Source organism: Microbispora sp. NPDC088329 (assembly GCF_040685655.1).
In the GTDB taxonomy this organism is placed as follows: Bacteria; Actinomycetota; Actinomycetes; order Streptosporangiales; family Streptosporangiaceae; genus Microbispora.
Genome location: NZ_JBFBIP010000001.1, coordinates 220,027 through 244,376 on the forward strand (window position 1 = coordinate 220,027; position 24,350 = coordinate 244,376).

The 24,350-nt window shown below is 70.7% G+C and carries 19 protein-coding genes; 5 read left to right on the forward strand and 14 right to left on the reverse strand.

The window, feature by feature from the left end:
* Positions 1-79 precede the first annotated feature (79 nt).
* Positions 80-1,204: a HupE/UreJ family protein gene (locus tag AB0O28_RS01150; protein WP_363634936.1), complete on the reverse strand. Its 1,125-nt coding sequence runs from the start codon at positions 1,202-1,204 to the stop codon at positions 80-82.
* A gap of 144 nt (positions 1,205-1,348) precedes the next feature.
* Complete coding sequence (locus AB0O28_RS01155) at positions 1,349-5,269, reverse strand: metallophosphoesterase (protein ID WP_363634938.1); 3,921 nt, start codon at positions 5,267-5,269, stop codon at positions 1,349-1,351.
* A gap of 392 nt (positions 5,270-5,661) precedes the next feature.
* On the opposite strand from AB0O28_RS01155, the gene AB0O28_RS01160 reads away from it, so the two are divergent.
* Together AB0O28_RS01160 and AB0O28_RS01165 are read left to right on the forward strand one after the other, a co-directional pair.
* A complete protein-coding gene (locus AB0O28_RS01160) occupies positions 5,662-6,546 on the forward strand; it encodes a neutral zinc metallopeptidase (RefSeq protein WP_363634940.1) in 885 nt (294 codons plus the stop codon).
* A 110-nt stretch (positions 6,547-6,656) separates the two neighbouring features.
* Positions 6,657-7,340, forward strand: a complete 684-nt coding sequence (locus AB0O28_RS01165; RefSeq protein WP_363634943.1) for a DedA family protein — start codon at positions 6,657-6,659, stop codon at positions 7,338-7,340.
* Positions 7,341-7,362: 22 nt separating this feature from the next.
* Here the strand turns inward: AB0O28_RS01165 and AB0O28_RS01170 are convergent, their stop codons facing one another.
* From AB0O28_RS01170 to AB0O28_RS01195, 6 genes are all read right to left on the reverse strand, one after another.
* Positions 7,363-8,397 (reverse strand): lysylphosphatidylglycerol synthase transmembrane domain-containing protein, encoded by a 1,035-nt coding sequence (locus AB0O28_RS01170; protein ID WP_363634946.1) that lies wholly within the window; start codon positions 8,395-8,397, stop codon positions 7,363-7,365.
* A gap of 144 nt (positions 8,398-8,541) precedes the next feature.
* Positions 8,542-9,225 (reverse strand): response regulator transcription factor, encoded by a 684-nt coding sequence (locus tag AB0O28_RS01175; RefSeq protein ID WP_363634948.1) that lies wholly within the window; start codon positions 9,223-9,225, stop codon positions 8,542-8,544.
* Positions 9,210-10,325 carry a hypothetical protein gene (locus AB0O28_RS01180; protein WP_363634951.1) on the reverse strand — a complete coding sequence of 372 codons (1,116 nt, stop codon included), beginning with the start codon at positions 10,323-10,325 and terminating at the stop codon, positions 9,210-9,212. Before AB0O28_RS01180 ends, AB0O28_RS01175 begins: the two co-directional genes overlap by 16 nt.
* Complete coding sequence (locus AB0O28_RS01185) at positions 10,318-11,475, reverse strand: ATP-binding protein (protein ID WP_363634953.1); 1,158 nt, start codon at positions 11,473-11,475, stop codon at positions 10,318-10,320. The genes AB0O28_RS01180 and AB0O28_RS01185 overlap by 8 nt, the downstream gene beginning before the upstream one ends.
* 266 nt (positions 11,476-11,741) lie before the next feature.
* Complete coding sequence (locus AB0O28_RS01190; protein WP_363634955.1) at positions 11,742-12,149, reverse strand: hypothetical protein; 408 nt, start codon at positions 12,147-12,149, stop codon at positions 11,742-11,744.
* A gap of 197 nt (positions 12,150-12,346) precedes the next feature.
* Positions 12,347-13,108 (reverse strand): NlpC/P60 family protein, encoded by a 762-nt coding sequence (locus AB0O28_RS01195; protein WP_363634957.1) that lies wholly within the window; start codon positions 13,106-13,108, stop codon positions 12,347-12,349.
* A gap of 218 nt (positions 13,109-13,326) precedes the next feature.
* On the opposite strand from AB0O28_RS01195, the gene AB0O28_RS01200 reads away from it, so the two are divergent.
* A complete protein-coding gene (locus AB0O28_RS01200; RefSeq protein ID WP_363634959.1) occupies positions 13,327-14,370 on the forward strand; it encodes a sporulation protein in 1,044 nt (347 codons plus the stop codon).
* Positions 14,371-14,701: 331 nt separating this feature from the next.
* On the opposite strand, the gene AB0O28_RS01205 is transcribed toward AB0O28_RS01200, so the two are convergent.
* The 5 genes from AB0O28_RS01205 to AB0O28_RS01225 are packed head-to-tail and all read right to left on the reverse strand — an operon-like array spanning position 14,702 to position 22,301.
* On the reverse strand, positions 14,702-17,497 hold the full coding sequence (locus AB0O28_RS01205) for a DUF5682 family protein (RefSeq protein WP_363634961.1): 2,796 nt from the start codon (positions 17,495-17,497) through the stop codon (positions 14,702-14,704).
* A complete protein-coding gene (locus AB0O28_RS01210; RefSeq protein WP_363634963.1) occupies positions 17,494-18,609 on the reverse strand; it encodes an AAA family ATPase in 1,116 nt (371 codons plus the stop codon). Before AB0O28_RS01210 ends, AB0O28_RS01205 begins: the two co-directional genes overlap by 4 nt.
* 13 nt (positions 18,610-18,622) lie before the next feature.
* The gene (locus tag AB0O28_RS01215) at positions 18,623-20,302 is read right to left on the reverse strand and encodes a VWA domain-containing protein (RefSeq protein ID WP_363634965.1); all 1,680 of its coding nucleotides are present in this window, start codon (positions 20,300-20,302) and stop codon (positions 18,623-18,625) included.
* Positions 20,299-21,801, reverse strand: a complete 1,503-nt coding sequence (locus AB0O28_RS01220) for a hypothetical protein (protein ID WP_363634967.1) — start codon at positions 21,799-21,801, stop codon at positions 20,299-20,301. The genes AB0O28_RS01215 and AB0O28_RS01220 overlap by 4 nt, the downstream gene beginning before the upstream one ends.
* Entirely contained in the window at positions 21,798-22,301 is a 504-nt protein-coding gene (locus AB0O28_RS01225) for a hypothetical protein (protein WP_363634969.1), read from the reverse strand. The genes AB0O28_RS01220 and AB0O28_RS01225 overlap by 4 nt, the downstream gene beginning before the upstream one ends.
* A gap of 223 nt (positions 22,302-22,524) precedes the next feature.
* Here AB0O28_RS01225 and AB0O28_RS01230 point away from each other — a divergent pair, with 223 nt between their 5' ends.
* Together AB0O28_RS01230 and AB0O28_RS01235 are read left to right on the forward strand one after the other, a co-directional pair.
* Positions 22,525-23,625, forward strand: coding sequence for a ThiF family adenylyltransferase (locus AB0O28_RS01230; RefSeq protein ID WP_363634971.1), 1,101 nt, complete (start codon positions 22,525-22,527; stop codon positions 23,623-23,625).
* Between the two features lie 23 nt (positions 23,626-23,648).
* On the forward strand, positions 23,649-23,780 hold the full coding sequence (locus tag AB0O28_RS01235; protein ID WP_363634973.1) for a hypothetical protein: 132 nt from the start codon (positions 23,649-23,651) through the stop codon (positions 23,778-23,780).
* Positions 23,781-23,787: 7 nt separating this feature from the next.
* Here the strand turns inward: AB0O28_RS01235 and AB0O28_RS01240 are convergent, their stop codons facing one another.
* Positions 23,788-24,246 carry a nuclear transport factor 2 family protein gene (locus AB0O28_RS01240; RefSeq protein ID WP_363634975.1) on the reverse strand — a complete coding sequence of 153 codons (459 nt, stop codon included), beginning with the start codon at positions 24,244-24,246 and terminating at the stop codon, positions 23,788-23,790.
* Positions 24,247-24,350: the final 104 nt, after the last annotated feature.

A 24,350-nucleotide genomic window follows, 5' to 3' on the forward strand; every position in this document is an offset into this window, starting at 1 on the left:
CGTCACGAAGCCGGACACCGACGACGAGGCCCTCAGGAAGCGCGGCGCGCGATCACCGCGGGCTTCCGTCAGGCTGTCGTCAGGCAGAAAGCGCGATCCGGTCGACGCACCAGTAGAGGCCGACCACGACGATGGGGACCGACATGGCGGCGGTCGCCCAGCGCACCGCGGACGTACGGCGCAGCAGCACCAGCAGCGGGAAGAGCACCGCGATGATCAGCAGTTGGGTCGCCTCGATGCCGACGTTGAAGCTCAGCAGCGACAGGAGCAGCTCCCACGACCCCTTCTCGTCGATGTCCAGCGCGCTCGCGAAGCCGAGCCCGTGCACCAGGCCGAAGGCGAAGACGATGGGCAGCCGCCACCTGCCCAGTTTGTCCTCGTCGCGGCCCAGGATGTTGGCGACGGCCACGACGATGATCGACACCGCGATGACCGGCTCGACGATTCCCGCGGGAACGTGCACGATCCCCAGCGCCGCCAGGAGGAATGTGATGCTGTGGGCGGCCGTGAACGCGGAGGCCGTGACGACGACGTCCCGCAGGCGGCGAGCACCGATGAGCAGGGCGAGCAGGAAGAAGATGTGATCGAGCCCGGACAGCAGGTGCTCCGCCCCGAGCAGGAAGAACTCCCCGATCTGGTGCGAAGCCCGGTGCTCGCCGGTCCGCAGCGTGGGGTTTGCGGCGCTCAGGACCGCGGAACCCGTCGTGCCGTCGAGCGTGTAGCCGACGATCGTCTCCGTGCTGTGCACGAAGCTCTCGGCGTCGGGGAAGAGCGCACTCGAGATCGCGTGTTCTCCACCGCCGTCGCCCGCGCAGTGGTAGCCGAGGGTCACCACCGCGTAGGCCACATTCTCGCGGTCGCGCACACCCGCGTCGCCCACCGGCGTGGGCGTGCAGGGCCTGTCGCCGTACGCCACGGCGAAGCGGCGCGTGACGTAGTCGATGACGGCGGCGTGGTTCTTCTTGAGCTGGCGGAGTTGCTCGGCCCGCTCCTTCGCGTCGTACGCCTCGGCGTACAGCCAGGCCGACTTCATGAGGAGGTCGTATTCCAGGTCGAGCACGACTCTGACGTCCGCGCCCGTTCCGGTCACCGTGGCGTGCGCCTTGGTGGTCGCGTTGTGCGCCGCCGCCGGAGCGGAGAACGCCATCAGCCCGCCGAGGGCGAAGGCGAGAGCGAGGACGGCGGCGGACAGCCTGCGAGACATGTCTCGTTCTCCAGGTTGAGAGGGGCCCGGGATTCGAGGGGCCCGGGATTCGAGGGGCCCGGGATTCGAGGGGCCCGGGGTGCTGGGGAAAAGGCCGCCCCGGACGCTCCGCGTCGACACGGGGATCCGGGGCGGCGATGACGGTTACCTGCGCTGGAACCAGCGGTAGAGGGGCGAGTCGGGTCCCCACTTACCGGGGCGGCCGTGCTCGTCCTTGGTGACGAAGACGCTCGGCTCGGAGGCGGTCACGCCGCCGCCGGTGGAGCGCGCGGTGACGAACCAGGCGTAGGCCGTGTCGCCCTTGAGACGCTTCCAGGTCACCGAGGCCACCTGACCCGACGGGACCGTGCTCGTGCCGACGACCCGGGTGGGCTTGTAGATCGCCAGCGAGTCGGTCGTGAAGCTCGTCGTACGGGTGGTGAGATCGACCGGCAGCACCATGTTGTCCTCGCGGCCGTCGTAACGGCGCAGCGGGTCGAACTCGCCCGCGCCGAAGTCGTTCAGCAGCGGGGAGTAGGTGTCCACCGTCAGCTCGGCCCGCTTGACGTTGAACTGCAGCAGCCGGAAGAAGCTCGCGCCGAACTGGAGCTGGTCGTCGGGGTTGTATCCGCCCACCTGGGTGAGCCCGAGGCGGTCGGCCGAGACCGTGTAGAACTGGTAGTCCGCCAGCAGCTCGACGACGCCCTGGCCGACCTGGCCGACCTTCGGCTTCACGTTCGTGGCCACGCCGTGCTCGTGCCCGGCGAGGATGAGGAAGACGTTCGGGTTCTTCTCGACCACCGTCTTGTAGAGCATCGAGCCGTCCGGCGCCGAGAACCCCGCGCCGCGCCCGTCGGGGCTGGTGCTCGGCACGAGGTAGTCGTGCGAGAGCAGGATGCCGTTGCGGTCGGGGAACCGCTTGAAGACGGAGTCGGCCCACTCGGCCTCCTCCCGCGTGACGCCGTACGACAGGCCGACCACGACGAAGTCCAGCCCGCCGGCGGAGAACAGGTCGTAGTGGTTCTGGTTGTCGCCCTCCTTCCACGGCCCGCCGTACTCGGCGTGCTGCCAGCCCTGCGCCGCCGTCTGATAGCGGCCGGGGCCGTAGTACGTGTTGTAGATCGCCTGCGGCCCGTCCTCGGTGCCCGACTGGTTGTCGTGGTTGCCCGCGATCACGCCGTTCGGGATCTTCGCCTCGTCCAGGACGCGCTGCTGCTTGGACGACACCTCGAACTCGCCGACGACCTGCCGCTGCGTGGCCTCGTCCGCGGGCTTGCGGATGTTGTTCTCGATGAGGTCGCCGGTGTGCGCGACGTACGAGATCTTGCGATGGTCCTTGTTGTCCTTGATCCAGTCGACGACCCCGGCGTACGCGGACTCCCACACCGCGCGCTCTTCGGCGGTCTCCTGCTCCACCGCGCCCTCGGAGAGGTACTGCGTGTCGGTGAAGTGGACGATCGAGAAGTCGTACGTGGAGGGGTCGGCGAAGCCGTTCGGGTCACCGGGGTCGATGTCGTCGGCGAACGGGTCCTCGCCCGTCACCATCACGTGGACCTGCTGCCCGTCGACGTAACGGTCGCCGACGACGGCGGTGAGCGCGGTCTGGCCCTCGGCGGCGCCGCGGGAGCTCGTCAGCAGATCCCACGCCCGGGTCTTTGTGTTCCACGCCCGCAGCGACACCAGGCGCTCGGGGTCGATGGCACCCTCCCAGCGCAGGACCGGGGCGTCCACGTGGCCCTTCACCTGGATGTCGTATCGCTGGTAGGTGACGTCCCGGCCGGCGGGCGCGTCGAGCGTCGCGTTGTCGGCGGGCTCCAACCCGGCGGCCTTGACCTTCTTCTCGCCGGGCACCTCCAGGGTCGTGGGGACGGTCTCGGCCACGCCCTGGAACGCCTGGTTCGGCGTCAGGATGTCGGCTTCGGAGAATGTCGCCTTGACCTCGCCGCCGCCGGGCTCGGCGACCTTCGCCGAGAGCGTGACGGAGCCCGACACGTCGACGGCTCCGGACGCCGGGGTGAGCTCGGCGGGGGCGTCCGGGATGCCGGCGGACTCGAACGAGACCTCCCGGGTGGCGGTGTTGCCGAGCGAGTCCGCGGCGGTCACGGCGAGGGTGTGCGAACCGGGCCGCAGTCCGTGGCCCACCTGGGCGCCCAGCGCGATCGGCTGCCCGTCGAGCGTGACGTCCGGCCCGGACACCACACCGGAGGCGTCCTCCAGCTTGACGTCCAGCACGACGGAGGCGGTGATCCTCTCGCCCGCGGCGGGGACGCTCGTGGCGACCTTGGGCGCCGAGTTGTCGGTGATCAGCGTACGGGTGGCGGTCTCGCCCGTGGTCGAGGTCGCGGCGACGGTGTGCTTGCCGTCCTTGATCGCGGTGGTGTCGAGATCCGCGCTCAGGCCGCCGGCGGGGGCGTCCACGAGGAACTCGAGGTCGATCTCGGTCAGCAGGTTCACGTTGTCGCCGCAGTTGCCGTCGCCCATGCTGTAGGAGCTCTTGAGCATCTGACCGGCCGACGTGCCCCGCACCGGGGTGAGGGCGATGTTCGAGATCGCGAAGTCGTCGCGGTTGTCGCCACATGACGTGGGATAGGTGCCGGTCACGAAGTCGATCGTGTTCCAGCCGGGCACGAGGTACTCGTTCGGGAAGGTGAAGTCGACCCGCCGGCTCACGAAGTCGCCGTCGAGCACGATCTTCCGCCCGTTCACGAGCAGGTGGTTCTGGTAACGCGCCTCGATCGAGTTGGTGCCGACGGTGAAGCTGAGGGTCGCGTCACCCGAGCCGAGCGTGCGGACGACGTGCACCGCCGGGGCGTCGATCGTGTAGCGCAGTTCGACCTCGCGGAGGGCGGTCTGGCTGCTGCCGCAGGTGCCGTCGCCGAGGTCGTAGGACGGCTTGACGTCGTGGCCCGTCACGGTGGCGCCGTCGAGGGCGAGGCCGAGGTTCGTGATGGTGAAGTCGTCGCGGTCGGTGCCACAGGACGCCTTCCAGTCGCCGGTCACGACCTTGACCGTGTTGTCCCCCGGCACCAGGAACCGGGCGGGAACGGCGACGGTGACGCGCCGGCCCGCCCAGGTGCCGCCCAGGTCGACGCGCTTGCCGTTGACGAGCAGGAAGTCGTCGTACTTGTCGTCGATCGAGTCCGCGCCCACCTCGAAGCTGAACATCGCCGCGCCGGTGCCCAGGGTGGCCTTCGTCGCGGGTTCCGCGCCGTCGACGGTGAGGGACGAGACACCGCCCGCACCGGCGGCCGGCACGGTCGCGTGGATCGGCGTGGTGCCCGCCACCAGCGTGCCGTCCGTGGGCAGCAGCCGGGGCGCCCCGGCGGGAGCGTTGTTCACGGTCACGGTGTGCTTGACCGTGGCCCCGGACGCGGCCTTGGCGGTGACGGCGTGCTCGCCGTTGGCCAGCGTCGTGGTGTCCAGGTCCGCGGCGAGACCCGTGGTGCCCCGCGGGTCGCCCTTGACGAAGAACTTCAGCGCGGCCTGCTTGAGCAGCGCGGTGTTCGAGCCGCAGTTGCCGTCGCCGAACGACAGGGTGTAGGGGTTGTCCTCCCCGTCCGCGACCTCGCCGAGCAGTTCGAGGCCCACGTCGGCCAGGACGAAGTCGTCGTAGTTGGTGCCGCACGAGCTCTGAACCGCCCCGGCGAAGATCTCGACGGTGTTCTCGCCCTTGACGAGGTGTTCGTTCGGGATCTCGATGGTCGCCCGCTCGTTCACGAGGTCGCCGATGTCGCTCCGGTAGACGCCGTTGACGAGCACGTAGTTGTGGTATCGCGCCTCCGTCGAGTTCGAGCCGACGTCGAAACGGAGCCTCGACACGCCCACCGTGCGGGTGGCGTTCAGAGCGGCGCCGTCGACGGCGAGCTCGGCGACGCTGTCACCGGCCGCGGCCGGAACCGCCGCGACCTTGACCGTGCCTTCGATGTACGAGCGGTCGGCCGGGCTGAGGGCGGGCGGGGTGGGGGAACCGGTAGGCGTCGGGCTCGGGCGTCCATGACCCGCTTTCGCTGGATCCGGGTCGGCGTGCGCCGCGGTTACGACGCCGCTGACGAGCAGCGTCGCGACCAGGGCGATCACGGCGGCCACGGCGAGACGCCCTCGCCTCCTCAGGCCTCTCAGCAGCTGTCTCGCTGCCACTGGCTGCATCTGGTGCAGTCCCTTCCATCACGGTGCATAAAGCGCCGATAAACGGCGCGGTCTCGACCGGCCACAGTGGATCTCGTGAGTGAACGACGTGCGTGAAGAGACTGAAGCAAAGGCGAACTATCGCCTCATTCTGGTCATCCGTTACGAATCGGGAACGATCAGGTCACCATGGGGGGTAATTACGCAAAGCACACCAGTCTGCTGAGTTTTGTTCGCTTTTATCCCCGAATGCACGGAAAGGGCGCTTCTGGTGGCGGAGCACCGGATGAGCGAGCGGCGGGCGTCGGGGATCATGGGGCTGGCAGGTTCCGGAACAGGGGAAGGCGGGCGCGATGGACTTCCGCGACGACGTGGATCTCGACGCGTCACAGGTGGAGGAGAGCGGCGGAGGGTTCCCGGGCGGCGGGCTCGCGATCGGCGGAGGCGTCGTCGGTGTCGTCGCCCTGGTGGTCGCCCTGGTCCTGGGCGTCAACCCGGCCGATCTTCTCAGCGGTGGAAGCTCCTCGTCCGGTGGGTCCACGGGCGCGCGTCCGGCCTCGGATCTGACCGCCCAATGCAAGAAGGGCGGTGACGCGGACCAGTCGGAGAAGTGCCGCGTGGTGGGGGTGGTCAACAGCGTCCAGAAATACTGGCGGGACGCCTTCGCCGAGCGGGGCAAGCAGCCGTACCGAAACGCGCGGACCGTCCTGTTCACCAAGGCCGTGAGCACCGGCTGCGGCCAGGCGAGCTCGGCCGTCGGCCCCTTCTACTGCCCGGCCGACAGCAAGGTCTACCTCGACTTGGGCTTCTTCGAGGAGCTGGAGAGCCAGTTCGGCGCCAAGGGCGGGCCGTTCGCCCAGGCCTACGTGATCGGTCACGAGTACGGCCACCACGTGCAGAACCTGCTCGGCACCACCCGGCGGGTCGGCGGTGGCGGCCAGGGGGCCGGCAGCGCCTCCGTACGGCTGGAGCTTCAGGCGGACTGCTACGCGGGGGTGTGGGCGAAGAACGCCGTCGACACGGGGTTCTACGAAAGCCCGTTCACCGCGGCGGACATCCAGGAGGCCCTGGACGCCGCGGCGGCCGTGGGCGACGACAGAATCCAGGAGCGCGCCCAGGGCAGGGTGGACCCCGAGGGGTGGACGCACGGAAGCTCACGGCAGCGGGTGAAATGGTTCACCACGGGATACGAGACGGGCGCCCCCGCCCGGTGTGACACGTTCTCCGGCACCATCTGACGTTTCCCTGCGGGCTCGACGCTTACCGAGGTTTTCCCGCCGTGGGCTACTGGCGTTCCCCTCGTCACGTGCATTGTGGGGAGACAGTCGTCGTGGCGGTGGGGGGTCCGATGACGCAGGGGCTGCAGCAGTTGATGGCGGTGGCGGGCCCCTGGGCCTATCTGGTGGTCGGGCTGATGGCCTGCGCGGAGACGGCGGCGCTCATCGGGCTCGTGGTGCCGGGTGAGCTCACCCTGCTGATGGCCGGTTTTCTCGCCTTCTCGGGGCACGCGAGCCTGCCTCTCATGATGGGTGCGGCCGGCGTGGGTGCGCTCGCCGGGGATTCGATCAGCTACCGGATCGGCCGGCGGCTGGGACCGAGGGTGCGCGACAGCCGGCTGGGCCGCCGCGTGAGCGCGGAGCGCTGGGGCCGCACCGAGGACTACCTGCGGCGGCGCGGCGGGTGGGCGGTCTTCTTCGGCCGCTGGGTCGGCCTGCTGCGCGCCCTGGTCCCCATGCTGGCCGGCATGGGACGCCTGCCGTACGGCAGGTTCCTCGCCTTCGAGGTGCCCGGCGGCCTGGCCTGGGGGGCGGGAACCGTGGGGCTCGGGTACGCCGCGGGAGGCTCGTACGAGCTCGTGGAGCGGGTCTCCGGGCGGGTCGGCCTCCTGGTCGTCGCCGGCCTGGTCGTGCTGGCCGCCGCAGGCCTGGGCCTCCACCGGCTGACCCGGCCGCGCTCGCCGGTCGCGGAGTGCGAGCGCGAGGGCGAGTGCGCCAGGGTCACGCCCTCCGGCCGCCCGGCGAAGCCGCGGTGACGCGTTTCGCGACCGATCGTGCTCACGGCCGCGCCCGTGCGGTCAGCGACCAGATGCTCCAGGCGAACCAGCCGACCGGGATCTCGATCAGGTGGGCGAAGAACCAGAACAGCAGCACCGCAGCCGTGGCCGCCCCGGGCGCGACGCCGAAGCCGATCAACGCCAGCGCCGTCGCCGACTCGCTGATCCCCGATCCGCCGGGAGTGATGACGGCGGTGGTCAGCACCCGGTTGATCGCGAAGGCCGCGACCGCCTCGGGAATGGCGACCTCGGCACCGGTCGCGTGCAGGCATCCGATGAACAGAACGCACTGCAGCGCCATGTAGGCGACCATGCCGAGCGTGAGCCGGGGCCACCGCGTACGAGTGATCTCGATGGTGGAGTGACGCAGGTCGAGCAGGAAGTCTCGCAGGCACGGCTTTCGCCTGAGCGGCAGGAACCGGACCACCCGATCCAGGCCCCGCCCCAGCAGGTCGGCCACCCCCTCCCGGTGGAGAGCGGCCGACATCGCGGCGACGACGCCGACGAGCAACGCACCGCCGACCCCGGCGGCCGCCCCGAGCCGGCGATCCGGCATGTACCCCGCGCCGAGCAGGCAGACGAGTCCCACGGCGGGGAGCAGGAAGCGGGACAGCAGGTTCCACACGCCCGTCACAACCGTCGAGGCCACCACCGGTCGCCGCCCGAAGCCCCATCTGGTCATCATGGTGACGGTCATGGCCACGCCCACGGCCCCGCCGAACGGCAGCACGTTGCTGGCGCCGCTGCCGACGCAGTTGACCAGCAACGCCCGGCGCCTGCTCAACCCGGGCAGAGAGTCGCTCAGCACATTCGAGTACGCCCACAGCCCGGCCAGCCAGACCCCTGTAAGCACCGTCATCGCGCCCCAGCCGACCCGCACCAGGCGCTCGTCGAGCTGTCCCCAGGTGACTCCGGTGATGTGCGGAAGGAACGAGATGAGCACGGCCGCCAGAGCCAGGGAGATCAGCGACATGACGACCCTGTTCCGGGGCGCCCGGCCCGTCGCCACCTCTGCCTCCGCCGGACCTATTTCCACGGCGATTCCCGCCCCCATATATCCCGATTCGCCCGTAGATGCGAGCCAAATGGAGAACAATCCCAAACATGCTCAATTGGGCAAAGCTGACGGCAAGCTTGCGCAAACCCCTCAGCCGCCGCCGTGCTGTGACACCGTCCGGTGTCAAGGAGCGGGATGCTCGGCGGCGAACGAGCGATACTCGGAGATCTCCGACGGCTGGATGAGACCGTCCTGTATGGCGCGCGCGAGCATCGTCGTCTTCGTCGGCGCGGGCCGGCCCATTTTCAGATACTTGAGACGCACCCGGCCGATGTACTGACGCACGGTGTTCTCCGATATCGCCATGCGGGCCGCGACGGAGGCCTTGGACATGCCCTGAAACCACAGGAGCAGCGCTTGCTGCTCTCTCGCGGACAGCTCCGGACGATCAGGGCGGCGGTCGTCGAGCACCACTTTCGCATGTGAGGGGGTGACGTAGGGCCGGTCGGACGCCACCGCGACGATCGCCTCGATCAGGTGGTCCTGGCCCTCGTCCTTGCACACGTACTCGCAGGCCCCCGCGTCCATCGCCGCTCTGATCGTCTCGTTGTCCGTACTCGAGGAGAACGCGATGACCCGGTGACCGGCGTCGGCGAGGCCGGGGATGAGATCGATCGCCATGCCCTCGCGCAACCGCAGGTCCAGCAGGATGACATCGGCGTTGAGCCCTCGCGACAGGTCTTCGACGGTGGCGGCGATCTCGATGACCGCGACCCGCCGCTCCTCATCGCGTTCGATCCAGGAACGTACCCCTTCCACGACCACTGGGTGGTCGTCGACGATCGCGACCGTTATGGCACGTTCCATCGCGCCTCCGTCCACAGTTCGTTCTCCGTCCGCTGACGGCTCACGATGAGCCCCGGGTAGGTCCCCTCCGGGACGTCGGTGTCCGGGTCGGCCACCACGGCCACCGAGACGCCCGCCTCGTCGCCCACGATCGTGATCCGGGCATGGGTGCAGCCGGAGGCGAGTATGCCGATGACGATCTCGGCCAGGGCCCGGCGGGCCGGCGTCGGCACCGCGGGGATGACCCCCGCCTGGTGGACGGACGCGGCCACCCTGCGGCGGCCGGCGTCGTCGACGCATACGGACAGTTCGTGCACGAGCGGATCCGGCACGTCGTCGCTCTCGGCGATGAGCCGCCGGAGACGGGAGGCCTCGATGGCGCACTGCCGTCTCACCCAGGGATCCGCCGGTGAGAGCTCCCGGCTCGCCAGGCCGCGAAGCAGGGGCTGCAGCGACCGCCGCAGCGCGGCGTACCTGACCTTCCGATCGTCGTGCAGCCGCTCGGCGATCGCCCGCCGAGCAGCCGCCTCCGCCTGCCGTATGGCCATCGCCGCCGCCTGCCGGGCCGGGCCGTCAAGAGCGCGGGTGGTGATCGCCACTGCGATCTGGATGCTCGCCGAGGCGTACAGAACAGTGACAAAACCGGCGAGCTCCGGCCTGGTCAGCGATCCGTCCCAGCCCATGACGGCGAGGGTCTCCACCGCGAGAAGGGCGAGGACCCATACGAGCTCGCGCAGCGGGCGGTGCAGCAGGAGCAGGACGCCCGCCCATCCGCAGCTTCCCCAGCCCCAGTCCGTCTCGAGGAAGCGGCCGGGCACGGAGAAACGCGCGACGGACAACGCCAGCAGTGCGGTCGCACCCACGAGAAGCCACGGCAGCACCGGGCCGGCCCGCCTGCCCGCCGGCCGGCACATCAGCCGGATCGCGGCCACCACGATCACGGCGAGGACTCCCACCCAGGCGGCCAGGTGCACCCCCGGCACCCGGTACTCGTCCAGGTGGGCGAGCATCAGTGGGCCCGCCCCTCCCAGGTGCCACCCCACCACGACCACGACCGCGGCGACGTCGAGCCCCCTGGCGTAGCGCCGCGTCACGATCGGTGTGAAGGCCTCCTCACCCAACGGGCCACCTCAGGATCACGCGGGTTCCGGCACCGAGCCTGCTGATCACCTGGGCGGCGCCGCCGATCGACGCCATTCGGCCGACGATCGACTCCCGCACCCCGCGCCGGCTGAGCGGCACCGAGTCCGGATCGAAGCCCTTCCCTTCATCGGAGACGACGACCACGATGACGCCGCCCTCCTGCCGGCCACGCAGCGACACGACGGACACGCCGGAATGCGCGGCGGCGTTCCGCAGGGCCTCTCCCACGCAGGCCGTGATGGCGTCGGCGATGTGGGTCGGGGCCGACAGCGCGGGAGCAGACACCCGCACCGTGAGCGGTGATACGGCTGCTGCGGCGCGGTGAAGTCGCCGATCCAGCGCTACAGAGGTTTCCGAGTGCGGAGCGGGTGCCTGCGCCATGGTCTCGAGCGTCAGGAGGTCCTTGCCCGCCTGCGCGGCCACGATCTCCGATCCCGTGTCGAGGGCTCCCGAGGCGACCATCGTGAGCGTGGAAAGGACGGTGTCGTGCAGCCTGCGGTACTGTTCCCGCTCATCGGCCCGCCGCTCTTTCCGCTCCTGAGCCTCCTGCTCGGCGAGCACCGATGCCTCGATCGTCCGGCGTGCGGCGCGCTCCCCTCTGCGTAGCAGCGTCATGAGCAGGCACGTCACGACAGCCTGGATGACGAGGAACGAGGCGTCCGTCGGCGCCGGCGCCCCGACGACGTACGCGACCACGACGACGGCCGCCAGCGGCAGGCTGAAGTAGGGCGGGAGCAGCAACTGCGCGATGAACACCGGGGTGCTCGCCAGCATCAGAACCCAGGTGGTTCCGTCCCGGACGAAGGAGACGGGGACGATGTGCGGCTGTGCCAGCAGGATCACGATGATCACCGCGGCGTCGGCGAGGACCGTCCACGGGGCCGGCCTGCGGCGCAGCGTATGCCAGGTGAAGAAGGCCGCCCATGCCGCCAGCCCGCAGAGGCAGGCACCGAGCCAACCCGCCCGCACGTCGCCGTAACCCGCCAAGGGCCCGGCGACCAGCGACACGAGGGTGCTCCCGGCCCGTAGCGCCACCGCGTACCGGCCCGCCAGCCGGTCGAGCGCCGCGTTCGTCTGCGCGCCGTGGGAACGGGGCAGCCTGAGGGCGTAGGGGGAGACAGGCGTCATCAATCCTCCCTCGCCCGCCGGCCATTCGCTGACACAACCGCCACAAGATGGCACATTCAGCGGTGGAACGAGAGACTGCGTGACGCAACCGGTATCAACTCGGCGCACGCCTCGAAATGCGCTTGATTTCGGTCAGTACGAAATAAGGAAACCGTCCCAATAATAAAGTGATCGCAGATAAGAACATATGCCTACAGAAAGCACTAACTGCCCATACCGACCCCCGCGACCGGTATGGACAGCGCTGTCTCTACAGCGACCTGTGCCTACAACGTGCGCAGCCGGGCGACGGCCGTCGCCTGCACGACGAGCCTCACGAACACGTCGCCATAACCACGGCCGATCCCGAGGCTGTAGTCCCTGCCGTTCGCCGTCACCGACAGCCCGACGGCCCGGGCCTTCAGATCGAAAGACGAAAAGTCGTCGAGTTGAGCGAGGGGCCAGCTGAGCACCTGCGGGAGCGGGGCGACGAACAGCACCCGCCGATCGGTCAGGGCGAGGACGCTGTTCAAGGCGAGATCGGTCCTCACCGCCGCAGGACACAGAGCATGAATTCGCTCGTCCTGCGGCAGGTGCTCGCCCAGGAAGGCCAGGCATGCCGACGCCTCGGCGGCGAGAGTCCGCTGCGCGGATGATGACAACCCGGAAATCGCCGTTTTGATGTCAGGGCGCATGATGCACTTCCTGTCTGACGCGGAGTCGGTGCTTTCTGGTCGACACTTTCGATCCGGCGCTTTCGAACCGGTGCGTTCATGCTGCGGCGGGCCCCTCGCCGGAGTCACGACACCCGAACGGGTGTCGTGACCCCGCATGCGCATCACCCGGCAGGCGAAGCGACCTCGGGGCCGGACCCCGCCTGCCCGAGCTTCTCCTAGGCGCCGATCGGGTAGGCCCAGCCGAGGTAGTGGTTGGTGAGGCCGGTCACCGAGTGCCGCCACACCGGCAGGCGCTGTCCCCCATAACCCTGTGTGGAGATGACCTGGCCGTTACCGAGGGAGATTCCGACATGCCCGTCTCCCCTGCCTCCGTCGTAGAAGACGACGGCACCCGCCGGCGGCCTCGCGTCGCTGTGGATAAGGCCGCGGCTACGGTGCCACTGGTAGTGCTCGTTCGCGCTGCCGAAGTGGTACTTGAAGCCGCCCGCCTGCTCGACGAAGCGTTCGCAGTATCCCGACCACGGCTTTCCCCAGTGATCGCTCATCGTGGGATCGGGTGACCGCAACTCGGCGACGGCCCAGTTGACGGCTGCTCGCATCCTCGCGGTCGTTTCCCACCCCTGGCAGTACCAGGAGAAGGGGTCCCGGCGGTTTCCGAGCCCGGCGTAGGCGCCCTGCCCGTACTCGGCGGCGCACTCCGTGGTGATCTCGATGCCGCCGCGGAACGTTCCACCGCTACACGTCCAGCTGTAGGCGTCGGCCCGGTCGAGGACGACGGCTCGCAGGCCCTTGCCCGGGTACTGGTTGTCGCAGGCTCGCTGCATGTCGACGCCGCCGAGTCGCGAGCCCGCGGCGGACGCCGGTGACGCCGCCGACATGGTGCCGCCCAAAGCCAGGGCCGCGAACGACACGGCCAGCACCGATCGGCGCCGTCCATGGCGTACGCCTCCGGTCGTTACTTCGGTACGAGGGCGCACGATGCACCTCCTGTTTGTGCGGGGGATGGTGCGTACAGACTGGCGCCGGAGCGCATATCGGGTCATGACACCCGTACGGGGGTCATCCGCACATCCCCTTGGTTCCCCATCGCGATCGCCGAAAGGGCGATCTTCACCGGCGGCCGGAACTCGGCCGCGGCTCTTGATCGTTCAGATGGGCGGCTGACACCTCATCGACCGTCGACAGGGAGAAAGACGTGGTCTTCAAGCGGATGCTGGGCGCTCTCGGAGTGGGCGCCCCCTCGGTGGACACCGTACTGACCACTCCACGAGTCCGGCCGGGCGGCGTGCTCACGGGCGAGGTGCGACTGTCCGGCGGCGACTTCGACGCCGAGATCGAGGACATCACTCTCGGCCTGGTCGCCGGCGTGGAGATCGAGCACGGCGACGGCGAGAGCGCGGGGCTCGGCGAGTTCTCCCGCGCCCGGGTGTCCGGTCCGTTCACCCTGCGCGCGGGCGAGAGCCGAAGCATCGCCTTCCAGATCCCGGTGCCGTGGGAGACCCCGATCAGCGAGATCGACGGGCAGCACCTGACCGGCATGGCGCTCGGGGTACGCACCGAGGTGGCCATCGCCAAGGCCGTCGACAAGGGCGACCTCGACCCGATCGCCGTCGAGCCGCTCCCCTCGCAGCTCCGCATCCTGGAGGCGTTCCTGCAGCTCGGTTTCGCCTTCAAGTCGGCCGACCTGGAGGCGGGCCATCTGCACGGCGTGCGTCAGGAGCTGCCGTTCTTCCAGGAGATCGAGTTCTACCCGCCCCCGCGGCACGCCGGTGTGGTGGGCGAGGTCGAACTCACCTTCGTGGCCGACCCCGCCGGTCTGGAAGTGATCCTGGAGGCAGACAAGCGGGCCGGCCGTCACTCCGGCGACGCCGTCGGCCGCTTCCGTGTCGATCACCAGGACGCGGTGCGGATGGACTGGCCCGGGGAGATCGACCGCTGGCTGACGCGGCTGACCCAACACGCCGCACCGTACGGTGACCACCACGGCGGCTACGGACACGGAGAACACGGCGGGTACGGGAACCACGGGTACGGCGGTCACGGGTACGGCGGTCATGGGGGCCACTACGAGGGCCACCATCCCCACCATCACGGTCACCAGGAGCACCACAGCGGCCCCGGCTGGGGCGCGGTGGCCGCGGCCGGCGCCGCCGGAGTCGTCGGCGGCCTCGTGGCGGGCGAGATCATCGAAGAGATCTTCGAGGGCGACGAGGACGAGGGCGGAGACGGCGACTGGTAGAGCCCGCCCGTGCCACGGCGGCGCCACCGGGCGCCGCCGTACCGAGACGACCGATACCCCGGCCGGTACCCCAGGCCGACCGACGCCCCGGCCGATGCCCCCGCTGTGAGGAGGACCAGGCCGTCCTCGCCTCACTCGTCCCGGACCTGCTCGCCGGCGCCTCCGCCGGATAGACACGGGGACCGCCACCCGGCATCACCACGAACACGCGCGCACCAACACCTCACCGACAGCACCCCCTCAGAGCCCGCACCCCTCCGGCACGGCACCACCACCGGGACGCCCGGCCTCAGGCACGTGGGCACGTGCGCTCGGGTACGCGGGCGGCGGCTCAGGCGCCGAGCAGCGCGGCGACCGCGCCGGTCGTCACCGGATGCCGGGCGAGCAGGGCCCGCACCTCGCCGTTCTCCGGGTTCTCCAGCCCGGCGCTCCCCCACCCGGCCGTACAGCCGAGCAGTGCGGCCACGGCGTCGCACGCGTGCGGGTGCCGGGTCAGCAGCGCGGGCACCGGCCCGCTCGGGGCGGGTGCCGCCCGGGCCTGCCGCGCCGGCGCGGCAGGCCGTTCCCAGGGCGGGGACCAGGCGTCCAGCTCGTCCAGTTTGCCGGGGAAGGTCCGGCCGGCCTCCCGGACGAGGACGGGGACCAGCTCCGGCGCGTGCCGGCGGAGTGTGATGATCAACGTCGGCAGCCACGGCAGCAGGACGGGGTCGGGCAGTCGCGCGAACGCCTTCGACAGCGCCTCGACCACGAACGGCGCGAGGCCGGGGACGGGCTCCAGCGCCTGGACGAACCCGCTGACGTAGAGCGGATACGCCGGGACGACGAGCGGGTTGGCCAGCAACTCGTCGCAGCGGGCGCGCAGCTCGTTTCTGGTCAGCAGGCCCAGCTGTGTCTGCGCCGCCCACAGCAACGCGACCTTGGCCGGGTCCCGCGGGTGCGACTGCCGTACGGCGAGTTCGAGCTGGGCCCGGTCGCAGCCCAGCGACAGCGCGAGGCTCTCCAGTGTGAACAGGAAGCCGAGCATCGCGCCGACCTGCCGTACGCCGGTGTCGTCGTCGGCGAACGCGGTGGGCAACAGCGTGCAGTAGTGGGCGTACCCGGCGGTGACGAAGTCCTCGCACCAGGCGGGCAGCGACGGTTCGCTCGCCCGGTAGTAGGTCAGCAGCCGCCTGATCCTGCGCAGCACCTCGGGCGCGTCGTCCACGGTGCGCTCGGCGGCCAGCAGCTCGACGGCGCGGGCGCCGAGCTCGCCGGGGAGGCGGCGGCCGCCCACATAGAGGATGGCGTCCTCGACGGCCGCGAGCGCCACCCCCGCAGTGGCCTGGGGATCCCACGCCGTGCGGCGCAGCCGCTGCTCAAGCACCTGTTCGACGGTGACGCCCTCGTAGCCCAGCTCGATGATCTCCCGTTGGTGTCTGCCGAGCGCCACGTCCCAGCTCTCCTGGATCGGCCGCTCACCGAGGCGGCGCGCTCCCATGATCGGCCGGATCGCGCCGTCGGGCAGCAGGTAGCGCAGCGTCCACAGCAGGTCGGAGCACGGCTCCAGCTCGGGATCGGCCTTGAGGTCGAGCAGCACCCGCTGCTGCGTGCGCCTGGTCAGGTCCAGGCCGAGGGGCTCCAGCCGGTCGTACACGTCGCGGGCCAGCGGGGGCAGCGCGTCGTAGCCGACCATGCCGATCTTGTCGCCGCCCAGGAGGATCTCACACAGGCGCCGAACGTCGCGGCGGCCCGGCACCGCGTCCTTCTCGATGCAGGTGACGGCCGCGTCGGCGAAGTCGTACGGCGTGGGCCTGGCCCGGCCGCGCAATCCGGCGAGCAGGATCGACGTCTCGAACACGGCGATGGCGTCGGCCGTGCTGGCCAGATAGCCGTTGCGGCGGGCCAGCCGCACGATGTCGACGCACCATCCGCGCAGTTCGTCCTCGTCCAGGCCGTCCAACGTGGGCGGGGTGGCGAGGAATCCCGAAAGCCGGTCACCCGCCGGCTCCGCCGCGACGGCCGGTGCGGCCTTCACGGCTCGCTTGGCCCGGCCGCCCTGTTGCCCCTCCAGCCGGTACGGAGTGACGCCCCCGCGCCTGACGGCCTTGGCCCACGTGGCCGCGGCGATGGACACCGAGCCCTGGGCCAGGCCGAACTGCGCCTCGATCGCCGAGTGGCTGGAAGGGATCAGCCCGTACAGCCAGCGGGTGCCCGTGCGCGGACTGATGGCGTACGACGGCGCCTCGGACCGCAGGCCGAACTCCGCGACCGTGCTGACGGCGTGGAAGGCGCCGCACACGTACAGGCAGTCGGCCGGGTCGGCGCCCGACGCGGCGAGATGCTCGCGGATGCGCGTCCACATGTAGCGCTCGCGTTCCTCGTCGACGGCCAGGCGGTCGTCCCCGCCGGGGCGCAGCCGCCGGAACAGGCTGCCGATCAGCGCCATCGCCTGACGGTAGGTGTCGTAACCGGCGCCGGTCAGCGGCTGCTCGACGTACTGGTCCCACCACTCCGACCAGTGCCGCACCTTGCCGTGGTGCAGCAGGTGCTTTTCCAGCTCGGCGAAGCGTGGCCGCAGGTCGCCGATCTCGACGCCCACGGCGTCTCCGTGGAGCGCCTGCTCGTCGCCGTGCCCGTCTTCGGTCGCGCCGGGCTCCTGCGCGGCCGCACCGTCGCCTTCCCGCGGCAGCCACTGGAAGACGTGGTCCACCGAGCGGTCGACCAGCACGACCTCGACGCCGGGCGTGTCGAGCGCGTACGCGATGGCCTGGTATTCCGCCGACGCCTCAGTGACCGGCGCGATCACGCTGAGCGGCCCGGAGCCGGGCGGGAATCCGTCCAGCCGGGTGGCGAACGCCTGCAGCGCCACCGGCAGTTTGCAGTTGCGCAGCTCGTCGAGGAGCGGGCGCATGTCCTCGCACAGCTCCAGGTAGACGACCTTGGGCCGCTTGTCGCGCAGCCGGCGGGTCATGGCCAGGGCGGAGGCCGGCGAGTGGTGGCAGACCGGGAAGATCTCCAGCTCCTCGCGCAGCATGCGGTCGACGTCGTCGACCATGCCGGACAGGATGCCTGCCAGGACGTCCCCGTCGCCGGAGAAGGCCGCGGCGGCGTCGAGCAGCTGCTCGCGCAGGGCCTCGAAGGTGCTCATGACAGCGTCGAGATCGCCTGGCGGCCGCCGTCGAGGAACCGCGTCCACTCGCCTCCGTCGTTCTTGCTGCGGGGTTCGACCACCCCGTGCCAGTACTTGTTGAGGATGGCCAGGTCTTCGGGGGCGCGCCTGGCCAGGGAGCCCACCAGCGCGCCGGCCAGCGTCTCGGCACGCAGCGTGCGGTCGCCGAAGAACTGGCTGTGCAGGATGGCGTCCTCCAGCACGCCGATCTGCTCGGCGGTGGACAGGGCCGACTCCAGCTTCTCGTCCTCGCTCGTCGCCGAGGCCGCCGCGGCGCGCAGGTCGGCGAAGCTCTGCAGCAGGATGTCGAGGAGCGCGGGCGGCACGTCCAGCTCGATGCGGTGCCTGCGCAGCAGTTCGGTGGTGCGGAAGCGGACGATCTCCGCCTCGCTGGCCTTGCTCGTCACCACGGGGATCCGGACGAAGTTGAACCGCCGTTTCAGCGCCGAGGACAGGTCGTTGACACCCCGGTCCCGGCTGTTGGCGGTGGCGATGATCGAGAACCCGGGTCTGGCGAAGACGGTGTTGTCGGTGTCGAGCTCGGGAATGGAGACGTACTTCTCCGACAGGATCGAGATCAGGGCGTCCTGCACGTCGCTGGTGGCGCGGGTCAGCTCCTCGAAACGGCCGATCATGCCCTGCTCCATCGCCGTCATGATCGGCGAGGGAATCATCGACTCGCGGGACTGGCCCTTGGCGATCACCATGGAGACGTTCCACGAATACTTGATGTGGTCCTCGGTGGTGCCCGCCGTTCCCTGCACGACCAGCGTGGAGTTGCGGCAGATGGCCGCGGAGAGCAGCTCGGCCAGCCAGCTCTTGCCGGTGCCCGGGTCGCCGATCAGCAGCAGGCCGCGGTCGGAGGCGAGCGTCACGATGCTGCGCTCGACGAAGCTCCGGTCGCCGAACCACTTCTGCGGGATCTCGCGGTCCAGGCCGTCGGACCGCTCGCTGCCGAGCACGAACAGCCGGACCATCCGGGGGCTGAGCCGCCAGGAGAACGGCTTGGGGCCGTCGTCGATCGACTCGAGCCAGTCGAGCTCCTCGGCGTACTTCACCTCTGCGGGCGCGCGGAGCATCTCGTTGGTCATGTGAGGGGGTCTCCTAGGCGAGGAAGTTCTTGAGTTCGAACACGAGCTTGCGGATGTGGCCGGAGATGACCGGTGTGCCCAGGTCCTTGAGCTTCTGCCGGAACCACGGGTTGACGCTCTGCTGGCCACCGCTGTTCACCGAGCCGACCGGAATGAGCCGTACGCCGGATCGGTGCAGCGCCTCCATCCCGGCGTAGACGGCGTCGCAGTTCCATTCGTAGAAGTCGGATATCCACACGACCACCGTGTTGCGGGGGTCGGCGACCTTCGGCTGGGCGACGGCCAGGGCCGCGGTGCCGTCGGTGCCGCCGCCGAGTTGCGTGCGCAGCAGCACCTCGAACGGATCGTGCACCCACGGGGTGAGGTCGAGCGCGCGGGTGTCGTAGGCGACCAGATGCACGTCGACCTTGGGCAGCCCGGCGAAGATGGACGCCAGGATGGTGCAGTTGACCATCGCGTCGACCATGGAGCCGGACTGGTCGACCACCACGATCATCCTGGCCGGCGTCGTGCGTCTCGCGGTGCGCCGGTAGTAGAGCCGGTCGACGTAGAGCCGCTGGTCCTCGGGGCTGTAATTGGTGAGGTTCTTCCAGATCGTGCGGTCGAGGTCCAGGTTGCGGAACACCCGCTTCGGCGGCACCGACCGGTCGATGGCGCCCACGCCGGCCTTCTCGACCTGTGTCCGCAGCACCTCGGCGACCTCGTCGACGAACCTGCGGATCAGCGCCTTGGCGTTGGCCAGCGCCACCCCCGACAGGTTGGCCTTGTCGCGCAGCAGCTGCTCGACCAGCGACATGCTGGGCGTGAGCCGCCTCGCCAGGGCCGGGTCGGCCAGAACCTCGCGCAGCCGCATGCGGCTGACCAGCTCGGCCTCGATACCGGCCAGCGCCTTGGCCAGGTCGTCGTCGCCGATCCTGACGCCGGCACCCGGCCCGAGCCCGGCCGCGGGCCCGGACCCGTGGCCGGGCTCGGCTTCCGCTCCGGGTGCGCCGCCCGGCTCTCCCGACGTCCCTCCCGCCCCGGGCCGGGCTCCCGGCGCCACGCCGGTTCCCGTGCCTGCTCCCGCACCGATTCCGGCACCGATTCCAGCACCGTTTCCAGCACCGGGCGCCGGCCCCGCGCACATCGCCCACTTGAGCCAGGCGGCGTCCTGCTGCCAGGTGGCGAGCCGGCCGGCGCTGACGTCACCCGTACCGGTGGCGAAGACGTTGAGCAGCAGCTTCGAAACCAGGGCGGCCCTGTGTACCTCACCACCGGGCACCTCACCGCCGGGCGCGAGCAGGGTCTCGAACTCGGCGTGCAGTTCGGGAAAGCGCTGCACCAGAGACTCGACCGACGCGGCGGGGTCGAGCAGCCCGGCGGGCAGGCCCAGGTCCTCGACGACCTCGACACTCGCGGTCTCCAGTGCGGGCTGCTCCTCGTGGTCGAACAGCCGGGCGAGCAGTCGCCAGTAGAGCACCTGGCGCCGGTTCCGGTCGGCGTCCGTCAGGCCGTCGGCCGTGACATCAGCCGCCGGAGCGGTCGCCTGAGCCCGCGACAGCGCAGCCGCCGCGGTGGTGTCCTCGCCGGTGGCCCCAGTGGTGGTGGCCGCGGTGGTGGCCGCAGTGGCGTCCTCGCCGGTGATCCCAGGGGTGACCGCAGGGGCGTCCCCGCCGGTGGGCGGGTGCGCGCTCGTGAAGGTGTCGTCGGTCATCGTCGCAGCAACCGCCCGGCTCGTTCACGCAGCACGGTGACCGCGTCCGCGGCACGCGCCTCGGCCTTGGCCGCCTTGGGATCGGTGGGGCCCAGCGCCCAGTCGCCGATGGCGACCATGGTCGTCTCCCGCTTCACCTTCGCCTGCACGGCCAGCGGCTGCAATATCCAGCGGCCGCCGTCCCACCGGACCAGTCCCACACACGCCGACGAGGCCGCCACAAGCTTGGGCGTGAGCGGGCCGCAGTCGGGCAGCCGTTCGGTGTCCACCGCGATGACGGCACCGCCCAGGTCGAAGGAGCCGTCCTCGGTGACCTTGTAGCCCTCCACCAGCACGGGTTCGGCGATGCGTACCGGTACGCGGTCGAGTGGCGGCGCAGCGGGGGCGAGTGCCCCGGGCAGGACCAGCCGGGCGGTCGCGAACGGGTCGGCGGGTTTGCTCACGAGCGCGCGATCGTCGTGCCAGACGAGGTCGCCGCCGTCCAGCAGGGGCATGTCCGTGATGTCGAGGCCCCGGCGGTCGGCCAGCGCGGCCAGCAGCACCTTGTGACGCTGCGGCAGCTTCCACAGCGCGGGCCCGGCGATCGTGTCGACCTTGGCGACCGTGACGGAGGTGCGCACCAGCCTGCTCCTGCCGCCGCCGTGGGGTTCCAGGACGGCGTGCACCTGGAACTGGACGGCGGTGCCGTGCTCGTGCACGTCGACCCCGAGCACCAGCAGCCGTCCCGACACCGTGGCGGCGTGCCGCGGCTCGCCGGTCAGGACACCGTCGTGCGACAGCAGCAGGGCGCGGGTCCACAGGTCGGCCCAGCGCCGCACCGGCAGGTGCTCGGCCGAACCGATCGGGCTGCAGGCGCGCAGTTCCGCGGCGAAGCCGTCGAGGAGCACCGCGAGCCTGCGCAGGGCCGGCACGGCGAGCAGGGCCTCGATGATCTGGTCGGCCGCGGAGACGAGGTCGTGGTCGACTCCGCGCCAGCCGGTGATGGCCAGCTCCCGCAGCCAGGAGCGGACGCCGCCGAGCACGTTCCCCACCGGCTGCGCGCCGTCGCCGGACGCCGAACCGCCCCGAGCAGGGCCGCCGGAAGCAGGGCCACCGGAAGCAGGGCCGCCGGTGGCCGAACCACCGTCGGCCGGGCCGCCGGGCGCGGACGGCCATTCCGCCCGCTCCCGCCCCAGGGCCGCGTCGAAGCCGCCGAGCAGGGCGTCGTGCACGGCCCCGGACAACGCCACCCGGCCGCCCGCCAGGGCGGTCAGATGCTCCTGCGTGATCGAACCGGACACGACCGCGTCGGCGGCCTCGGCCAGCCGGTCGCCGAGAGGGCTGGACGCGAACGCCGCGGCCAGCGCGGCCACCGCGTCGGCGTGCTCGTCGGCGAGCCGGGCGAGGCCGTGCAGCAGGGCGTCGTCGAAGCCGTCCAGCAGCGCGAGCGCCTGCGCGGTCCCCTCGCCGGCGTCATCGGAGTCGCCGGCCAGGGCGGCGAGCTGTACGGCGAGCATCATCGCACCGTCCCCGTGGCCGGGAACCAGTGCAGCTCCGGGATCGGCTCAGTGGTGTCGGGCACCTCCAGGTAGGCCAGGTGGCGCAGGAACCGGCTGAACACGACCGCGGCGGGGGCGGGCTCGTGGACGCCGCCGAGGCAGTCGATCAGCTCGGCGCCCTCGGGGACCTCGGCCCGCAGGTAGCGGCACACGCGGTCGATGCCGTACTGCAGGACGGCCTCGGCGACCAGGGCGCGCAGGTGCTTGCACGGCGAGCCGTACAGGCCGCCACAGGGGCGGTTGTTGTTGGTGCTGCAGTTGTAGTTGTGGGTGCCGACGGCGACGGAGGAGACATAGACCCGGCTGATGTCCGAGCCGCTCGACACCACGCCCTGCAGCCGGCCGTCCGCCAGCTCGACGAAGGGGACCTTCGCCAGCTTGCGCGGCTGGACGGGGGGCACCACGCGCAGCCTGCTGTGTCGCGCCCACACGGTCACGCCGTCGGGGGAACGCTCTGTCATGATCCGGAACGTAGCCGAGCCGTACGACAAAACCGCCGCGCGCCGAGGGCGGCCTGTGCACGGGCACGGCATCGCCTGCCGCCGCGATCAGGAGTGCCGCCGTAATCAGGAAAGTCACCGACTTCGGCATTCGCCTTGACATCGATGGACACTTACAGAAAGATCCACTTGTCGATCATTGTCCCGCTCGCGATGCCGAGAGGTCGCCTTGCGGTTGCCCCGTGTGAAAGCCCAGCACCGCCCGCACCGGTACGGCGACGACCGGATCCGGATAGGCGGGTCGATCTACGGCGTGGCGGCGGAGATCAACGATCCGGACGGCTACGCCTGGGCGGCCCTGACCGCGATGGACGGCACGAGGACCCCGGACGAGGTCGCCGCCCGCCTGCGCCACGCGTTCCCCGGGCTGACCGCGGCCGAGGCGGCCGGCGTCGTCGGCCTCCTGCTTTACTCGGGATACGTGGAGGACGCCGCCGCGCCGGGGCCCGAGGAGCTCAGTCTGCGGGAGCTCGAACGCTACTCGCGCAACGCGGCGTTCTTCCGCGGCGTCGACCTCACTCCCCGGGAGCACGGCTGGGAGGCACAGGTCCGCCTCAAGCGCTCCCGCGTCCTCGTCCTCGGACTGGGCGGCACCGGCAGCCACACGGCCTGGGCGCTCGCCGCGTGCGGCGTCGGTGAGATCCATTGCGTCGACCGCGACCTGGTCGAGCTGTCCAACCTGACACGGCAGGCCCTCTACCGGGAGGCCGACATCGGCAGGCCCAAGGTGGACGTGGCCGTCGCCCGGCTCGCCGAGGTCAACTCCTCCGTTCGCGTCACCGGGGAGATCCGGGCGATCGAGTGCGAGGAGGACATGCTCGGCCTCGTACGCGGGTTCGACGCGGTGGCGATGTGCGCCGACGAGCCGGCCGGCCGGGGCGGCATCCGCGTCTGGGCCAACCGGGCCTGCCTGGCGGAGAAGATCCCGTGGGCGCTCGGCGGTTACAACGGCCCGCTGGTGAGCGTGGGGGCGTTCACTCCGGACGGCCCGTGCTACGAGTGCCTGACCGCGGGCATCGACGCCTCCCTCGCACCGGGGATCCCCGTCGACCTCGGCGGGCCGGGCGTCATCGCGCCCTCCGCGGGGGTGTCGGGTCACCTGACCGCCCAGGCGGTCATCGCGTTCCTGACCGGGATCCCCGCACCCTCGGGCAGCTACGTCACCGGAGTCAACCTCATCGCCCCGGACCAGCACGTTTACACGCGTCATCCGGCGGCGCCCGGCTGCCCCGCCTGCACGCCGGACGCGCTGCGCGCCGAAACCCTCGGCAGCGTCGCCGGGTGACCGCCACGAGGAGAGAGGCAGCCATGGACGTCACCGAGCCCGCGCCGCGGGAGGAATGCCCGGCCGCCGGACAGCCCGCCGTCGCGGGGATATCGATCCGGCTGCTGGACAAGACCGAGGTCGCGCACGCGTACTGCGGCATCTCCAACAGTTGACGAAATGTCAGGCGAGCGGGAGGCCGGCCGCGCGTTCTGACGCGGGGCGCGGGCCGCGGATGCGCCGGTCGCTCTCCTCGATCGGCACGTCGTTGATGCTCGCCTCCCTGCGGCTCATCAGGCCGCCGGCGGTGAACTCCCACAATTCGTTCCCGTAGCTGCGCCACCATCGTCCTTCGGCGTCGTGCCACTCGTACTGGAACCGTACGGCTATGCGGTCGCCGCCGAAGGTCCACAGGTCCTTGCGCAGGGCGTAGTCCCGCTCGTGCTCCCACTTGCGGCGCAGGAAGGCGACGATCTCCTCCCGTCCGGTCAGGAACTCCGAGCGGTTGCGCCACACCGAGTCCTCCGTGTACGCGAGCGCGACGCGTTCGGGATCTCTGGTGTTCCAGGCGTCCTCCGCGGCCTGCACCTTCTGCCTGGCGGTCTCCTCGGTGAACGGCGGAAGCGGTGGTCGCCGGCTCATCGTGCTCTCCCTTCCGGACAGGAGAACGCCCGTCGCCGAGCGGCTCCCCCAGTGCCGCGCCTCCACGGACGCGCTGGTGGAGGCGTACCCGGATCAACGCGACC

Excerpts from the sequence above, each read along its gene's own strand:
- AB0O28_RS01165 (WP_363634943.1), top strand. The coding sequence starts at position 6,657 with ATGACGCAGGGGCTGCAGCAGTTGATGGCGGTGGCGGGCCCCTGGGCC.
- AB0O28_RS01150 (WP_363634936.1), bottom strand. The coding sequence starts at position 1,204 with ATGTCTCGCAGGCTGTCCGCCGCCGTCCTCGCTCTCGCCTTCGCCCTC.
- AB0O28_RS01160 (WP_363634940.1), top strand. The coding sequence starts at position 5,662 with ATGGACTTCCGCGACGACGTGGATCTCGACGCGTCACAGGTGGAGGAG.
- AB0O28_RS01220 (WP_363634967.1), bottom strand. The coding sequence starts at position 21,801 with ATGATGCTCGCCGTACAGCTCGCCGCCCTGGCCGGCGACTCCGATGAC.
- AB0O28_RS01210 (WP_363634963.1), bottom strand. The coding sequence starts at position 18,609 with ATGACCAACGAGATGCTCCGCGCGCCCGCAGAGGTGAAGTACGCCGAG.
- AB0O28_RS01190 (WP_363634955.1), bottom strand. The coding sequence starts at position 12,149 with ATGCGCCCTGACATCAAAACGGCGATTTCCGGGTTGTCATCATCCGCG.
- AB0O28_RS01175 (WP_363634948.1), bottom strand. The coding sequence starts at position 9,225 with ATGGAACGTGCCATAACGGTCGCGATCGTCGACGACCACCCAGTGGTC.
- AB0O28_RS01235 (WP_363634973.1), top strand. The coding sequence starts at position 23,649 with ATGGACGTCACCGAGCCCGCGCCGCGGGAGGAATGCCCGGCCGCCGGA.
- AB0O28_RS01205 (WP_363634961.1), bottom strand. The coding sequence starts at position 17,497 with ATGAGCACCTTCGAGGCCCTGCGCGAGCAGCTGCTCGACGCCGCCGCG.
- AB0O28_RS01240 (WP_363634975.1), bottom strand. The coding sequence starts at position 24,246 with ATGAGCCGGCGACCACCGCTTCCGCCGTTCACCGAGGAGACCGCCAGG.
- AB0O28_RS01185 (WP_363634953.1), bottom strand. The coding sequence starts at position 11,475 with ATGACGCCTGTCTCCCCCTACGCCCTCAGGCTGCCCCGTTCCCACGGC.
- AB0O28_RS01225 (WP_363634969.1), bottom strand. The coding sequence starts at position 22,301 with ATGACAGAGCGTTCCCCCGACGGCGTGACCGTGTGGGCGCGACACAGC.
- AB0O28_RS01215 (WP_363634965.1), bottom strand. The coding sequence starts at position 20,302 with ATGACCGACGACACCTTCACGAGCGCGCACCCGCCCACCGGCGGGGAC.